This window comes from Clostridium saccharobutylicum DSM 13864 (genome assembly GCF_000473995.1).
GTDB lineage: Bacteria > Bacillota > Clostridia > Clostridiales > Clostridiaceae > Clostridium > Clostridium saccharobutylicum.
Map to the genome: position 1 here is coordinate 4,857,368 of NC_022571.1, position 16,065 is coordinate 4,873,432.

Here is a 16,065-nt window from a genome sequence, read left to right on the forward strand (position 1 = left end):
CTCTGTTCAAATCCTTACTTTTTGTCAAAATGCTTATAAATTTCTTCACTTACTTTCAACCATCCTTCTTTACCTAAGTGTTTAGCATCTACTAAAAATCCTTCTTTGTAGTCATATTGATGTAAGTTCAAAACTTCAAAACCATTATCTTCTGCCATTTTTTCTACAGTTTTATAATACTCATCTCTTTTTTCCTTACTAAGTCCAACATAATCGTAGTACCATCCATTAACTGGTGGTAAAATAATATATGGTTTTATATTAAGCTCATTACAAACACTTAAGAAAAATTTATAATCGTTCATTTCCTTAGAATTCATTAAATCTTCTGACACAGATTGATCCTTAAATTGACCAACTTTATCTTTAATTTGAGAATTATAATATTTATCATTTAAATGAAATTCATTATTATATGTTACATTCTCGTTTTGTTTATTGATTCGTGAATGTTCATTTTCCCAATTAATATAATTAGGTTTCTTATCAGTTTTATCTGGTAGTTTGCTCAATTTTTTATATATTAGCGCCTTATCCTTAATCTTTAATAAATATTGTTTAGTTTTATAATAAGGCTCAAGTAGTAGCTTTATTCCCTTATCAAAATTATTTTCATTTAGATATAACTTTGCATACAAAGCTTCTGCTGGATATTTTTTGGCTTTTGTTAAAAATCCATATACTCTTCCTGCATAATATTTCTTATTTTCTTCACTTATCTTAGGATTTTCTAAAAATGAGTAAAACTGTACATCCGAAAAATTAACTGCAAAGTTATAAGGCTGTATTCCATCAGCATCTTCAAACCATTGAAGAGATAATATATATGCTACTTTCTGATTATCCTGTAGGTTTCCTGCTCCTAAATAAGCTGCTTGTTGCAAATCCTGTGAATATGCTCGTCCAAAACAGCTTACCGCATATCCAGAACCATTAACCGGGAAGAGTTCCAATGCATTCTGTGGAACATCAACCCCCATTTCAGATGATCCTAACATAAATAAATCGCCATTGCTTGACAATATATTTTTTGTTATAACACTTTGATCCTTAACTACATCAGAAAACTTTTTTCCCATTTGAGAAACATCTTTTTGTTGAATTAAAACTGATAACTTTTTATCTAATAATTCACTAGTTGTAATTGTCACAAAGATTGCAATTACTATTGGTATTAAAAAACTAAGTATTTTTTTCATTATGTAGCAACCTCTTTTTCAAGTATTTGTCATATTTTCACATTGTATTTTAAGTTTTTACATATAAGGATGAAAATACAACCAAACCCATAGATATAATATTATTCATTATTAACTCTGTCAAGGTTATAAACTTCTGTAATTAAAAATTTAATATAATTTTATGATTTGTATTCATTTTAAAAATAACGAAAACTATATTTTCATATACAAAAACATAATCAGCAAATTTACAATTTACTGACTATGTTTTATTAATCACATGAAAATGAATAACATTTTTTAATATGCTAAATTAGAATTAATAATTAAATATTATTTATTTTATAACTTATAAATTTTTTCTCTATTGTTAACTACATTCTTAGTTGCATTTCTAGTATCATATACCGCTTTAGCCTTAGCTACAACTTCTTCATAATCATAGCAGCTATGATTAGTTGTTATAATTACTATATCTGAATCTTCAATAACTTCTGTCCAATCAACTGAGTGATAAACATTTCCTTTATATTTAGATACTGGACAATAAGGGTCATTTACTTTAAGATCTGCACCATTCTTTTCAAGTAATTCAATTACTTTGAATGCTGGTGATTCTCTATAGTCATCAATATCATTCTTATAAGCAACTCCCATTACAAGAACTTTTGCTCCATTTAATGCTTTCTTATTCTTATTTAATATCTTCATTACATTATCTAATACAAATTCAGGCATTGAATCATTTATTTCTCCTGATGTTTCTATTAGTCTTGTATGATAATCATATTCTTTTGCTTTCCATTCTAAATAGAAAGGATCAAGTGGAATACAATGTCCCCCTAAACCTGGACCTGGGTAAAATGGCATAAATCCATATGGCTTAGTTTTAGCTGCATCTATAACTTCCCATACATCAATTCCCATTCTATTACATAAGATAGCCATTTCATTTGCTAATCCTATATTTATATTTCTAAAAGTATTTTCTAATATTTTTTCCATTTCAGCTACAGCTGGTGATGATACTGTATGTATATCTCCTTCTAAAATGTTTCTATATAGCGCTGCTGCTACTTCTGTACAATCTTCACTACATCCACCAACAACTTTTGGAGTATTCTTAGTGTTAAAGTCTTTATTACCTGGATCAACTCTTTCTGGTGAAAATGCTAAGAAAAAGTCTTCTCCACATTTTAAACCACTTTCTTCTAGAATTGGCTTAAGAACTTCTTCTGTTGTTCCTGGATATGTAGTACTTTCAAGAACTACAAGCATTCCTTTGTGTAAATATTGTGCAACACTCTTAGTTGAGTCTACAACATATGATAAATCTGGTTGCTTATATAAATCTAATGGAGTAGGTACGCAAATACAAATTGTATCTACATCTTTAACAAAACTAAAATCTGTAGTAGCTCTTAAAGTTCCCGATTCAACTAATTTCTTTAATTGCTCATCAACTACATCACCAATATAGTTTTCGCCCTTGTTAACCATGCTAACCTTTTGTTCTTGAACATCAAAACCAATAGTTTGATATCCAGCTCTAGCCTTTTCAACCGCTAATGGTAATCCAACATATCCAAGTCCAACTACACCAACTTTTGCAGTTTTATTATTTATTTTATCTAATAATTGTTGCTTTAATACTGACATCTTATACCTCCGTAATCGTATAATCTATAATTTTCATTAAAATTTTGTGTACTAATATTTAATTATTATTATTAACTATAATTTAAAGTTATTTAGCTTTCTATACATTCCACTTTTTCTTCATTTTTAGTGTATTTTTCTCCACAAGCACTGCATTTTGCATTCCCATCTTTAAATGCTAATTTTTCTCCACACTTGCACACATATCCACTTATCCTAGCTGGATTTCCAACAACTAAAGCATAATCTGGTATGTGTTTTGTAACTACTGCTCCTGCACCTACTAATGCATACTTTCCAATATTATGACCACAAACAATTGTTACATTAGCACCTATAGATGCTCCCTTACCAATTATAGTATCTTTATACTCACTTTTTCTTTCTATAAAGCTTCTTGGATTTACTACGTTCGTAAACACACAAGATGGTCCTAAAAACACATAATCTTCACAAATAACACCTGTATAAACAGATACATTGTTTTGTATCTTAACACCTTTTCCAAGCTTTACACCTGGAGAAATTACAACATTCTGCCCTATATTGCACTTTTCACCTATCTCACAGTTACCCATAACATGGGAAAAGTGCCATATTTTCGTTCCCTCACCTATTTTAACATTATCATCTACATAACTAGATTCATGTACAAAATAATTATTACTCATAATTAATTCCTCTCAGTATTATTTAAATATTTTATTTAAACAAATTTAAATAACTATTATCAATAATTAAGATAATTATTTCTTAATAGCATCAACTATATAATCAACTTGTTCATCAGTTAATTCTGGATAAACTGGTATTGCGAAAGTTCTATGTGAAAGATATTCTGCTACTGGCATATCTCCTTCTTTATAACCAAGGTTCTTATATACCTTTTGTAAATGTAATGGAACAGGATAATATACACCTGTTGCTACGCCTTTTTCTTTAAGTTTACTTAACATAGCTTCCCTATCTTCACTTTGAAGTATATACATATGATATACTGGCTCATTTTCTTCTTTTATTACTGGAGTTACTAAATTTGTATCTTTTAATTTTTCATCATATATTTTTGCAATTTCTCTTCTTCTTGCATTCCATCTATCTAAATGTGGTAATTTCACTCTTAAAATTGCAGCTTGAATAGCATCTAATCTTGTGTTATATCCAATTAAATAGTTATAATATTTTAATGGATTATATACTGTATCATCTGCATTTTGAACTGTAGCTACTTCTTCAGTTATGTTGTTTAATAGATTGTAAGCTTTTTGACCATTTTCTCCACTTCCATGAGTTCTCAAAGCTCTTGCTATTGTTGCTATATCATCATCCGATGTTACTATCATACCACCATCACCAGCGCATCCAAGGTTCTTTGTTGGGAAAAATGAGAAACAAGCCACGTCACCAAGTGTCCCTATATTTCTGCCCTTATATTTAGAACCTACAGCCTGACAAGCATCTTCAATCACTTTTAAGTTATGTTTTTTAGCTATTTCATTTATTTCATCCATTCTAGCACTTTGACCAAAGATATGTACTGGAACAATAGCTTTTGTCTTACTTGTAATCTTTTCTTCTATTTTACTTGGATCTATATCAAATGTGTCTTTTTCTACATCTACAAACACTGGTATTGCTCCTACAGCTGAAATAGTCTCTGCTGTAGCAAAAAAAGTAAATGGTGTAGTTATTACTTCATCACCTTCTCCTATACCTAAAGATTTTAATGCAATAACTAATGCATCAGTTCCATTTCCTACTGATATTGCATGTTTAACACCAACATATTCTGCAAATTCTTTTTCAAATTCAGTTACATTCTTACCCATGATATAACCTGCAGAAGAAAGAACCTCTTTAGTTACTCTATCTAAATCTTCAGCAATAGACTTATATTGAGCTTTTAAATCAATTAATGGAATATTCATTTTTCCTCGCTCCTTAACTCTACTTTATAATATATTATTTAACAAATATCTTCTTTAAGGCACATTCACAAAAATAACAAGTCCATGTACCTAAAGTAATTTGTTCCATTAGACTAACATGAATATTTTAACATACTTAATTAGATAAATAAATAAACTTTTTGTTTTATAAAATCATATAAAAACAAACAACAAATCAAATATTGTCACATAAATACTTATTTATTGGATACCATTCATTCGGTAACAACACTCCATATTTATTAGTTATATATCTATCATCAATTAACAGAACTCTACCTGTATCAGTTTCTGTTCTTATAACTCTTCCAACTCCTTGCTGTACCTTATTTATTCCTGGAAACACATAAGCATAATCATATCCATTTTCTTTATAGAATTCTTTTATTATTTCATTTTCCATGCCAATTTTAGGATATCCAACACCTATAATTATACTTCCTATTAATTGATTCCCTGGAAGATCTATTCCTTCTGAAAACATTCCTCCTAAAACACAAAATACAAGAAGATTATTGTTATTTTTAAACTTTTCTAGAAAATCTGTTTTTTCTTCCTCTGACATACCCTGTTTTTGTTTAATTAATTTATAATTATTTATATTTCTTTGATTCATCTTATCCCATAATAATTCCATATATGCATACGAAGGTGAAAAAATTATATAATTTCCAACTCTCTTATTTATAAAACTACATATAGTATCACCAACTAATTTCAATGTTTTTTTCCTATAATTATATCTAATATTAATAGGGCTTACATATACTTTTAAGTTTTCTTTTTTAAATGGTGATGGTAATTTTAATCTATAACTTTTTTCATCTCCACCAAGCATATCAATATAATATTTTATTGGTGACATTGTAGCTGAAAATAAAATTACAGAATAACATTTTGATAGATATTCTTTCAGATTCTTAGATGGATCTACACAAAATAATGTTAATTGAAAATCCTTCGATTCCTTTTTCATGCAAGTCACATAATTTTTATCATATAATTGCATAGTCCCATTGAATGCATTTATATCAAAATATAATTGTAATATCTCTTCATATCCCCCAAATTTACTTCCTCTTACTAAAATTTCTTCACTTTCTTTTAAGAAAAGCTTTAATATTTTATTTAACTCTTTCGGTCCCTCTGCTTCATAAAACCATTCAACTTCTTTTTCATCGCACTCATTTCTTAAATCAATGAAGTAATTATTAATCTTTCCTAGTACTGAATGAAGCTTGTTAAATTTCCCTTTTGTTATCTTCTTGCAATTTAATATTTGGCTTTTGCATAAAGTTGCAGAATACATATTTCTCGATCTATCTATCAAATTATGAGCTTCATCAATTAAAACTATATTTCCATTACTCTCTAACATTCTAGTTAATGATACTCTAGGATCAAAAATATAATTATAATCACATATAATTCCATCACAGTACATGCTTAAATCTAAAGATAGTTCAAAAGGACATACTGCGTATTTTTCGGCATATTTCTGCAATATTTCCGAGGAAATACATTCCTCATTCTTAAGAACATCTAATATTACAATTCTGATTCTGCTATAATATTCATTTGCATATTTACAATTTTCCGGATTACAATCAAAAGTATCATTACAGCACATCTTTTCTTTAGCTGTAATTATTATGCTCTTAAAATTTAATCCTTCTTGTCTTAGTCTTTTAAAAGCATCTTCAGCAACTTCTCTATTTATAGTTTTCGATGTCAAATATATTATCCGCTCTCCAATCTCTTCACCTAGTGCTTTTACAGAAGGAAATATAGTTGAAATAGTTTTTCCTATTCCTGTTGGAGCTTGCACAAATAATCTTTCTCCTTCTTTTATAGTACAATAAGATATATTAATTAACCTTCTTTGTCCTTCTCTATATTTTTCAAATGGAAATTTAATTAATTTTATAGATTCATTTCTTATGTTCCTTTGTTTATTGATAAAAAGAATAAAATTTTCATATTCTTTTAAAACCTTTAATGTGAATTCTTCCAATTCAAACATTGTAAATTTCTTTTCAAAACTCTTAACTTCATCGGTTTCCAAGTGAACATATGACAACCTTATATAAATTTCTTCTACTTTATTTTGCTTGCCATACATAAAAGCATATATTTTTGCTTGTGCCCAATGTAATTCATTTAAATCATCAATATACGCAAAGTTCTTATAAGTTGACTTAATTTCTTCTATAATAATTTTATCTTCTATAATAATACCATCGGCTCTACCTTCAATATTTATTACACTTTTCTCCATTTCAAATTTATATGTTAAGTAAACTTCTTTTTCATAATTCTTATAAATCCTTTCATTGTCAGCTTGAAGTTTCTGATGAGCTTTTATTCCATCCACAGCCCTAGCGCTTCCAGAAAATCTATTATCTATATGACCTTTTTTCAAACAGAATTCGACCAAGTTTCTTACAGATTCCTTTATAATAACTTTATCCATAATATCCCTCACTAAAATAAGGCACACGAAAATAAATAACAGTTCTAAAGTTGCCATGAATATTTTTTGCCAGGCGAAGAGGCAAATTGTCCTCATAGTAGGACTATTAGATCAATTTGCCAATGCATGATGATGCAAAATAGTATGGCAAATGGACTTGTTATTTTTTAAATGTGCCTACGTAGTTAAAAAGTTTAAAATCAATCATTAAATTTATAAAACACCTACTTAATTAGTAATTCAAAATTTAAATACTTAATTAAGTAGGTGCTTCATAATATATGATAATTAGTAATTTGATTTAACTATATTTACTCTTAATCCGTAATATATTCATTCACTATTTTTTGAGCTAACTTTTTTATAACACTAGCTTCTGCAATTAGTGATAAAACTAATAAGAAAACCCTTATTCTTTCTTCCTGTTCATCTTTAAGTTCAAACTTTTTTACTAATTGCTCTAATTTTTCTTCATTTGTCATAGATGTAATTAAATAATCGCCTAAACTTTCTTTTTGTATTTGTACAAAAATTTTGTATGTTTCTTCCCATGATATTATATCATCATTTCTATCGTTTATTTCATTAAAAGCAAGACTAAAAACTTTTTTAATTTCTTCTGTAGTTAAAACTGGCCTCATATAACTAAGCAATATTAATTGTATTAAATGCATTTTAGTGTATCCTCTTTTTTTACCATCCTCTGGCTTAGTTATAACTTCGCTTTTAATATAATTTTGAACTATATTATTAGTGAATTTTTCATCAACAAATTTATCATTCAAAAGGTCTATAACTTGAGATAAAAACAAATTATACTTTGGTAGATCATCATATGAAACCGAACTATAATTAGACATTTCTTTTGCTAACTTGTTTATATAATCTGAATCAAACTTTTTTTCCATAGTATGCACCTACACTTCCTGATGTTAAATCTATCTTCATTATAGAGTATTATTAAACTTATTACAATTTACTTTTTACAGCATAACTTGTATTTTGCATATTATATTTATAATTGTTTGATTTTTTTATTATTATACTGTTCATAACTTTCAAATGATGTTTGGAGAAAAAATATCTAATTTATGTAATCTCTCGACATTATTATTTATAGTTTCTGTTTTTCTGCCTAAAGAATACTCAAATTACTTCTATTCTTGGATTTGTAAATTTTTTATATAAATCAATTTGTTAAAACAAATCTTATTTAAATCTCAATTAATAATTGTGTACACGCCATTCCAGATAATTTAATCTTCAAATTTAAATACCATTTATTGAAAAAAATGGTATTGACTTTTCTAAAATATGGTAGTATATTTTATGTAAGATGTTTATTAAGGTTGAATTTTGTAATTTCTTATGAAGAAATTGAAATACTTATTGACTTTATATTACATACTTGGTAATATGGTAGAGTAGAATGTCGAATTGTGTAATTAGGAGGAATTTTTTATGAAATCAACAGGTGTAGTTAGAAGAGTAGACGAGTTAGGAAGAATTGTTATTCCAATAGAACTTAGAAGAACTTTAGATATTGCGGAAAAAGACGCTTTAGAAATTTATGTAGACGGAGAACAAATCATATTAAAGAAATATGAACCAGCTTGTATCTTCTGCGGAGATGCTAGAGACGTAATAAACTATAAAGGTAAAAATATTTGTACTAAATGTTTAGATGAAATTAAACAAGGCAGATAATATTTAACTTGTTGTTCTTTTTTTAAAAGGTTATCTAAAAAATGATTTTAAAACATTAATTATATTAAGCTAAAACTTGCTGATTTTCAATCAGTATAAAAGTATTAGGTTATAATTATGATTAAGTTTAAATAATTATTTTTAGATAACCTTAATTTTGTTCTTATATTATCAAACGTATTATGTTTATTAATTATATATTAGTTGAAAATTTATATACTTCATTTTTAGGCAATTCTCTTTCCTTAGCAACAAGCTTTATAGCTTCTTTCTTATTTATTCCATCATTCATATATTTTAATATATGTTCTTCAATAGATAAGTTAGCCCAGGTTTCTCTCTTTTCTTCTTTTATTTCTTCTAATCTTTTTCCCTCTAGGACAAGTACAAATTCTCCTCTAGGTTTATTTTCCACAAAGTAGTTCACTGCTTCACTTAAAGTGCCTCTATATATCTCTTGATACACTTTAGTTAATTCTCTACACACAGCAATTCTTCTATTGCCAAATGTATCTAGCAAATATGTCAGAGTATCTAATAATCTATGTGGTGCTTCATAAAATATAATAGTTTCTTGACTTTTTAATAAATCATTTGTTATAATTCTGCGATCTTTGTTTTCCCTTGGCAAAAATCCTCTAAACAAAAACTTTGTTGTATCCAATCCGGAATACACCAATGCTGTAGTTATAGCAGTTGCACCTGGAAGCACTTCAAAATCTATCATTTTTTCTATACATCTTTCAACAATTACACTTCCTGGATCTGATATCCCTGGTGTTCCAGCATCAGATACCAATGCAACATTTTTTCCTTCCATAAGTAATTCTATAATTTTATCACTTTTATTTTGTTCATTAAATTTATGATAGCTCAATAATGGCTTTTTAATTTCAAAATGATTTAATAATTTCAACGTTTGTCTCGTATCTTCTGCTGCTATAACATCAGCTTCTTTTAATGTTTCTAATGCTCTTAAAGTAATATCTTTTAAATTTCCAATAGGTGTTGGTACTAAATACAACTTACCATTCTCCATGTTATGCCCTCCCATATATCAAATTTATTTCTTCAGTATATTTTCCATCTTCATCATAAACATATAGAGGTGATTCCCATTTCAAATATGCTCCACCATCTCTCTGACCTTCAACAAGAACTATATTAGGAGCTTTACCTATCTTAGGATGAACCATTTTCACTCTTTTAGGTTCTATTTTATACTTTCTCATCAACGTAAATATATCTGCTAATCTCTCTGGTCTATGTACAATAAACATTCTGCCATTATCTTTTAACAATATTCTTGATGCTGAAATTACATCTTCTAAATTACATAATACCTCATGTCGTGCTATTGCAAGCTTATCTGATGGATTTACAATTCCCGCATTATTCAACTTATATGGAGGATTTACAGTAACAACATCAAATCTTTCAAGTTTTTTTAATGCTTCAACGTTTTTAAGATCTTCATTAACAAAAAATATTTTTTCATTTAACGAATTTAACATCGCGCTTCTTTTTGCCATTTCTACCATATCATCTTGAATTTCTAATCCATATATAGTTTCAGGCGAATATTTTCCATATATTAAAAATGGAATTATTCCTGTTCCAGTACATAAATCAATTACCCTATGCTTTTTTTTAATAGAAGCGAAATCTGATAACAAGACTGCATCTACTCCAAATTTAAATCCATCTTTTTTTTGAATTAAATTCAATCCTTTTAATTGCAAATCATCTATTGTTTCATCGTCATTTATATATTTAGATTTATAATCATTCATGTTACTCATCCTTTATTGTAATATACACAAATAAATTGTTAATATTATTAATTTTCTATTTTCAACTGTGATTCATCATATAAACTCAACATCTCAATATCAATTCCACTTTACATTATAACATTTATAACATTTGACTAAAAGATACAAAAACCCTTTTGTCTTTCAGACAAAAGGGCTTGGCCACATAATAAGTTAACTTTTAAATTTTTATGTAACTATATATTAAAGTATTCTTCTTGCTGCATAGAACTTATAAACTGGACTTACTTTAACTACATCTCCAGTTTGAGGTGCATGAATCATTTGTCCATTTCCAACATATATTCCAACATGTCCTGTATGTGGGAATACTAAATCTCCTGGTTGAAGTTGATCTTCACTAACTGGTGTACCAACATTAATTTGTGAATATGTTGTTCTTGATATATCTATACCTGCTGCGTGCATAAATACATATTGAGTAAATCCTGAACAATCAAAACTATCTGGACCTGTTGCTCCCCATACATATGGCTTTCCTAAATGTTTATAAGCTTCATTTAATATAGCTTGTGCATTTCCAGCTGATGGCACTTTAACAGATGAACGTGACGAAGCTCCTCTATTTGGTGTACTTACTGATGCTGATGCTGTTGCTGCCGCCGCTGCTTTTGCTTCAGCATCTTTCTTTTGAGAAATTAAAGTTTTAGCTTTTTCTATTTTGTCATTAATTTCATTAGTAACAATTTGGCTCTTAATTTGATTATCTCTAATATTTCTCAATTGATCAACTGCTGATTGAAGTTCTGAAGATGTGCTATTTGAATTATCTATAACAGCAAATTGAGCTTGTACAGTTTCTCTTTCTAATTGAGATAGATATTGTGAATCGAACTGACTTTTTTCTTCTTTTGCCTTACTAATTAAAGTTTCTTGTTCTTTCTTCTTATCATCTAACTGACTTAAATTAGTTTGTACTTCCTGATTAAGCTTGTCTATTTCATTCTTTTTATCTTGTAATGATTGAATTTTGTTATTTAATTCATCTCTCTTAGATGTAATATTCTCTATAGCTGCTTTATCTTTTCCTACAATTTTACCTACAGCTTGTGCCCTAGAAAAGAAATCGCTTGTCGAGTCTGATTCAAGTATAAAATTTAAATAATTAAATTCTAAATCACCAGATGTATACATAGCTTTAACTCTTTGTCCTAAAGCTAAATCTAAAGTATTAATCTCTTTCTTACATTGTTCAATATCCTTTGTAGTATTATCAATTATCTTATTTATATTTACTATTTCTTTTTTATTTTTATCTACAGTTACTTGTAGTGGTTCTATCTGAGCATCTAAATCATAAATTTGATTTTGAACATCTGCTATTTTAGTCTCAATTTCAGCATATTTTTGTCTTGATTCATTTAACTTAGAATTATCTGGTGCTGCAAATGCTGGAATAGAAGTACTTACAACGATTACTGCTGTTAGCGTAATAGCTAGAAATCTATTTTTCATTCATTAGCGGTCCTTCCGAACCTTCCCCCCTTTATTTTATCAAATTCTCACATAATTATAACACTTTCATTAATTATGGACAACGTTCATATCTGGCGAAAATTTAAGTTATTCCATTAATATATATATATCGTCCGTATTCCCCACTTTTTCTAACTTATTCTTAATTTTGGTTATTATAAACTATTGCACATACTTTTTCTAATAGGAATCAATATAATATATTATTTCAATACATTATGTTGGACTTTTAATTTTAAAATCCTTGACATAAATCCTTATTAAATATATAATAAATATATCTTCGGGGTGTGGCGCAGCTGGGAGCGCGCGTCGTTTGGGACGATGAGGTCGCAGGTTCAATCCCTGTCACCCCGACCATAATTATATTTATATTTGATTTTAACTTAAGGACTATTCCTTAAGTTTTTTTGTTTATAAAAATAAATTTATATACTATAAACATAATCTTTGTATATTCATAGAATCTTAAATTCACTAAATATGTTACACTTAAATTAAATATATCTTTAGGAGGTACTATATGCTAAAAAACATAGAAGGGGCTATTTTCGATTTAGATGGAACTTTAGTTGACTCCATATGGGTTTGGAATCAAATTGATATAAATTATTTGAAATCAAAAGGCCATTCAATTCCAGAAAACTTAAAAAATCAAATTATGCATTTAAGCTTTTCTCAAACAGCAGCTTATTTTAAACAAAAATTTAACCTGAATGATCCAATAGAAAAAATTTTAGGCGATTGGCATAAAATGGCATTCGATCATTACTCTAATAATGTAAAATTAAAAATAGGAGTAAAAGATTTTTTAGATAAATTAAAATCTATGGATATTAAAATTGCTTTGGCTACTAGTAATTCTACACCTTTATTAGAGGCATGCTTAAAAAATAACAAAATATATGATTATTTCGATTCAATTACGACTACTGATGAAGTTTCCAATGGCAAAAATTGTCCAGATGTATATTTATTAGCAGCCAACAAATTAGGTGTAAACCCTAAAAATTGCCTAGTATTCGAGGATATATTACCTGCTGTACAAGGCGCTAAAGCTGCCAATATGAAAGTAATTGCTGTAAGGGATGATGATAGTCTAGACAGTAAAGAATCCTTAATAAAATGTGCTGATATGTATATAGATTCATTTTTAGAATTAATATAATTGCTGTAAAAAATATATAATCAAATGTACATAAACGCTTTTACCTTTTTAATAAATTTAAAGTATTCTTGTACAAGCATTATGGGGACTCTAGATAATTTTGTGTTATTAGTATATTTGTTATTTAAATATTACTGGAAATTTTATGGTCCAGTAATATTTTTTTATTTTTAGTAAATGCTAAAAATATGTTTTATATCCATTTATAGTATTAGTGAAAAATCAGATATTATACATAAAGTTTAGCAAAAAGTACAAGCTATTAAGCTAATTCATCATTTAATTGTTCTTCAAATACTATTGATAATTCTGCTAAAGTACGACCCCAATTTGGTGTTGGTTGAGTCCACTTTTCTATAATTTCCATAGTAGCTAGATAAACACATTTACTTAAAGATTCATCGGTTGGAAATACAGTTCTTGATTTAGTATACTTACGTATTTGTCTGTTAAATCCTTCAAGCGTATTAGTTGTATATATCATTTTTCTTATTTCAGGAGAGAAAGTGAAGAATGTTGATAGGTGACTCCAATTGTTATACCACGAATCTATTACAATAGCATATTTATCTCCCCACTTATCCTTTAAATTATCGAGCTGCGCTAGCGCAAGTTCCTCAGTTGAAGCCTTATAAACACATTTTAAATCTTTAATAAATTCTTTCTTATCTTTTGATGCTATATACTTAACTGAGTTTCTTATTTGGTGAACAATACATGTTTGAATGTTAACTGATGGAAATACAGTTTTAATGGCTTCTGGTAACCCCTTTAATCCGTCCATACATGCTATAAGGATTTCTCGTACGCCTCTATTTTTAAGATCAGTGCATATCTTTAACCAAAACTTAGCACCCTCAGCTTCATCTACCCAACTTCCTAAAATTTCTTTGTATCCTTGCATGTTGTATCCTAAGCATATATAAACAGCTTTATTCATAATCTTTCCATTGCTTCGCACCTTGAAATACATAGCATCCAAATACACTATTGGATAAACTTTATCTAGTGATCTATTTTGCCACTCAACAGCACTTTCCATAACTTTATCTGTAATTCTAGATACCATAGAAGGTGATATTGTTATTCCATATAAGTCCTCTATTTCTGCTTGAATATCACTTGTGGTCATTCCTTTTGCGTAAAGAGAAATCACCTTTTTATCTAATTCTGTACACACAGTTTCGTATTTCTTTATAATTTGTGGCTCAAATTCAGCATTCCTATCTCTTGGTACGTCTAAATCGACGTCACCGAAGGAACTTCTAAGATTTTTGGTACTATATCCATTTCGATAATTCTTTTTTGTAGAATCATTAGTTTCTGCTCTTTGATATTTATTTCTTCCAAGGTGTTCTTCCATTTCACCTTCTAAAATATTTTCTAACACATCTTTAACTAATCTTTGAATTAAACCATTTTTACCCATGACATCATCGATAGTCTTACATTTCTTTACCTCAGCTTTGTAATCAAAGTCATCATCAATTGGTTTTGACATACATATTCCTCCTTTATTCTTTATGTATATTATTCCAAAACTACCAACTGATTATGTAAAAAAACAGTAGATAGTTTTGTTTTTTACACAAAACTATCTACTGTCCCGCATTATGCTAATTATAAAACCTCAGTATGGTAATTTAAACACTTAACTTTATGTTTTTTTACCTACTGAGGTTTATATTAAATATTAATATGTTTTTAAACTTTTGATTTTAAACATAATTTTAAAATAACACTTTATTTTAAGTACTATTTTCTGTCTACTCCATATTTAGCTTCTAATTCTTTTAATATTTGGTCATATTTTTTATGTTGATTTTGTTGCATTAATTGATTTAAAACCATATCTTTCACTTCATCAAAACTCTTAACTGATGCTTCATTCTTTTCATCTACTACTATTAAGTGATATCCAAATTGAGTTTTAACTGGTTCACTTACTACACCTATTTCTAAGTTAAAAGCAGCTTCTTCAAATTCTGGCACCATCATTCCTCTTGAGAATGATCCTAAGTTCCCACCTTGTTCTTTTGATGGACAAGTAGAATACTTTTTAGCAGCTTCTTCAAATGATAATTCCTTACTTGCAATTTCTTGTTTTGCCTTTTTAGCGTCTTCTTCTGTTGCTACTAATATATGTTTAGCTGAAACTGTTGCTGGTTGACTAAAAGCTTCTTTATTATCTTCATAATATTTTTTAACTTCTTCATCAGTAACAGTTAAATCACCTAAAACTTTATTTATTGCCATTGAAGTTATAACTTCTTTTGATATGCTTTCAATTGCGTCCTTGTATTCTTGAGTTTTGTCTAATTCTATTTCTTTTCCAAACTTATTCATCAATTCAAATGAAATTAATTGTTCAATTAATTGTTTCTTTCCTTGTTCTGTTTGAAATGCTGCTCTTCTATCTTCAGGGTATCTAGAAATTATTGCATTTAAATCTTTTTCTGTTATTTCGTTTCCAGCAGCTACTGCTAATATTTTATTTTCCATGTAAATTCTCCTTTTTAATATAAATTTTTATATACCTTTACATTTTAACAGTATATATGATTACTAACAATAAATATCATAAATTAATTTCTAAGTTAAGAGAAATTAAGAAATA

Annotated in this window: 13 protein-coding genes and 1 tRNA gene; 3 read left to right on the forward strand and 11 right to left on the reverse strand. The window is 28.1% G+C overall.

What is annotated here, in order from left to right:
* Positions 1–14: 14 nt before the first annotated feature.
* The 6 genes from dltD to CLSA_RS20830 all read right to left on the reverse strand — a co-directional run bounded on the left by dltD (position 15) and on the right by CLSA_RS20830 (position 8,170).
* Positions 15–1,199: a D-alanyl-lipoteichoic acid biosynthesis protein DltD gene (dltD, locus tag CLSA_RS20805; protein ID WP_022750547.1), complete on the reverse strand. Its 1,185-nt coding sequence runs from the start codon at positions 1,197–1,199 to the stop codon at positions 15–17.
* A gap of 324 nt (positions 1,200–1,523) precedes the next feature.
* On the reverse strand, positions 1,524–2,840 hold the full coding sequence (locus CLSA_RS20810; protein WP_022750551.1) for a nucleotide sugar dehydrogenase: 1,317 nt from the start codon (positions 2,838–2,840) through the stop codon (positions 1,524–1,526).
* A gap of 92 nt (positions 2,841–2,932) precedes the next feature.
* A complete protein-coding gene (locus CLSA_RS20815; protein WP_022750554.1) occupies positions 2,933–3,511 on the reverse strand; it encodes an acyltransferase in 579 nt (192 codons plus the stop codon).
* 75 nt (positions 3,512–3,586) lie between these two features.
* On the reverse strand, positions 3,587–4,768 hold the full coding sequence (locus CLSA_RS20820; protein ID WP_022750557.1) for a DegT/DnrJ/EryC1/StrS family aminotransferase: 1,182 nt from the start codon (positions 4,766–4,768) through the stop codon (positions 3,587–3,589).
* A gap of 196 nt (positions 4,769–4,964) precedes the next feature.
* Complete coding sequence (locus tag CLSA_RS20825) at positions 4,965–7,262, reverse strand: ATP-dependent DNA helicase (protein WP_022750562.1); 2,298 nt, start codon at positions 7,260–7,262, stop codon at positions 4,965–4,967.
* A 317-nt stretch (positions 7,263–7,579) separates the two neighbouring features.
* The gene (locus CLSA_RS20830) at positions 7,580–8,170 is read right to left on the reverse strand and encodes a DUF1836 domain-containing protein (RefSeq protein WP_022750565.1); all 591 of its coding nucleotides are present in this window, start codon (positions 8,168–8,170) and stop codon (positions 7,580–7,582) included.
* Positions 8,171–8,723: 553 nt separating this feature from the next.
* On the opposite strand from CLSA_RS20830, the gene CLSA_RS20835 reads away from it, so the two are divergent.
* Positions 8,724–8,969 carry an AbrB/MazE/SpoVT family DNA-binding domain-containing protein gene (locus CLSA_RS20835; RefSeq protein WP_022750567.1) on the forward strand — a complete coding sequence of 82 codons (246 nt, stop codon included), beginning with the start codon at positions 8,724–8,726 and terminating at the stop codon, positions 8,967–8,969.
* A 193-nt stretch (positions 8,970–9,162) separates the two neighbouring features.
* Here the strand turns inward: CLSA_RS20835 and rsmI are convergent, their stop codons facing one another.
* The 3 genes from rsmI to CLSA_RS20850 form a co-directional block, all read right to left on the reverse strand.
* Positions 9,163–10,008 (reverse strand): 16S rRNA (cytidine(1402)-2'-O)-methyltransferase, encoded by an 846-nt coding sequence (rsmI, locus tag CLSA_RS20840; RefSeq protein WP_022750570.1) that lies wholly within the window; start codon positions 10,006–10,008, stop codon positions 9,163–9,165.
* Position 10,009: 1 nt separating this feature from the next.
* A complete protein-coding gene (locus CLSA_RS20845) occupies positions 10,010–10,762 on the reverse strand; it encodes a tRNA1(Val) (adenine(37)-N6)-methyltransferase (RefSeq protein WP_022750574.1) in 753 nt (250 codons plus the stop codon).
* A 225-nt stretch (positions 10,763–10,987) separates the two neighbouring features.
* A complete protein-coding gene (locus CLSA_RS20850) occupies positions 10,988–12,259 on the reverse strand; it encodes a C40 family peptidase (RefSeq protein WP_022750577.1) in 1,272 nt (423 codons plus the stop codon).
* A 305-nt stretch (positions 12,260–12,564) separates the two neighbouring features.
* On the opposite strand from CLSA_RS20850, the gene CLSA_RS20855 reads away from it, so the two are divergent.
* A tRNA-Pro gene (locus tag CLSA_RS20855) sits at positions 12,565–12,640 on the forward strand.
* Between the two features lie 163 nt (positions 12,641–12,803).
* Complete coding sequence (locus CLSA_RS20860) at positions 12,804–13,448, forward strand: HAD family hydrolase (RefSeq protein WP_022750580.1); 645 nt, start codon at positions 12,804–12,806, stop codon at positions 13,446–13,448.
* Positions 13,449–13,710: 262 nt separating this feature from the next.
* On the opposite strand, the gene CLSA_RS20865 is transcribed toward CLSA_RS20860, so the two are convergent.
* Positions 13,711–14,949 carry an IS256 family transposase gene (locus CLSA_RS20865; protein WP_022743471.1) on the reverse strand — a complete coding sequence of 413 codons (1,239 nt, stop codon included), beginning with the start codon at positions 14,947–14,949 and terminating at the stop codon, positions 13,711–13,713.
* Positions 14,950–15,203: 254 nt separating this feature from the next.
* The gene (locus CLSA_RS20870) at positions 15,204–15,950 is read right to left on the reverse strand and encodes a peptidylprolyl isomerase (protein ID WP_022750583.1); all 747 of its coding nucleotides are present in this window, start codon (positions 15,948–15,950) and stop codon (positions 15,204–15,206) included.
* Between the last annotated feature and the right edge of the window lie 115 nt (positions 15,951–16,065).

What these genes read in the sequence shown, in the direction of transcription:
- CLSA_RS20845 (WP_022750574.1), bottom strand. Translation starts at nt 10,762, where the DNA reads ATGAATGATTATAAATCTAAATATATAAATGACGATGAAACAATAGAT.
- CLSA_RS20830 (WP_022750565.1), bottom strand. Translation starts at nt 8,170, where the DNA reads ATGGAAAAAAAGTTTGATTCAGATTATATAAACAAGTTAGCAAAAGAA.
- CLSA_RS20865 (WP_022743471.1), bottom strand. Translation starts at nt 14,949, where the DNA reads ATGTCAAAACCAATTGATGATGACTTTGATTACAAAGCTGAGGTAAAG.
- CLSA_RS20825 (WP_022750562.1), bottom strand. Translation starts at nt 7,262, where the DNA reads ATGGATAAAGTTATTATAAAGGAATCTGTAAGAAACTTGGTCGAATTC.
- CLSA_RS20820 (WP_022750557.1), bottom strand. Translation starts at nt 4,768, where the DNA reads ATGAATATTCCATTAATTGATTTAAAAGCTCAATATAAGTCTATTGCT.
- rsmI (WP_022750570.1), bottom strand. Translation starts at nt 10,008, where the DNA reads ATGGAGAATGGTAAGTTGTATTTAGTACCAACACCTATTGGAAATTTA.
- CLSA_RS20850 (WP_022750577.1), bottom strand. Translation starts at nt 12,259, where the DNA reads ATGAAAAATAGATTTCTAGCTATTACGCTAACAGCAGTAATCGTTGTA.
- CLSA_RS20860 (WP_022750580.1), top strand. Translation starts at nt 12,804, where the DNA reads ATGCTAAAAAACATAGAAGGGGCTATTTTCGATTTAGATGGAACTTTA.
- CLSA_RS20835 (WP_022750567.1), top strand. Translation starts at nt 8,724, where the DNA reads ATGAAATCAACAGGTGTAGTTAGAAGAGTAGACGAGTTAGGAAGAATT.
- dltD (WP_022750547.1), bottom strand. Translation starts at nt 1,199, where the DNA reads ATGAAAAAAATACTTAGTTTTTTAATACCAATAGTAATTGCAATCTTT.
- CLSA_RS20815 (WP_022750554.1), bottom strand. Translation starts at nt 3,511, where the DNA reads ATGAGTAATAATTATTTTGTACATGAATCTAGTTATGTAGATGATAAT.
- CLSA_RS20810 (WP_022750551.1), bottom strand. Translation starts at nt 2,840, where the DNA reads ATGTCAGTATTAAAGCAACAATTATTAGATAAAATAAATAATAAAACT.
- CLSA_RS20870 (WP_022750583.1), bottom strand. Translation starts at nt 15,950, where the DNA reads ATGGAAAATAAAATATTAGCAGTAGCTGCTGGAAACGAAATAACAGAA.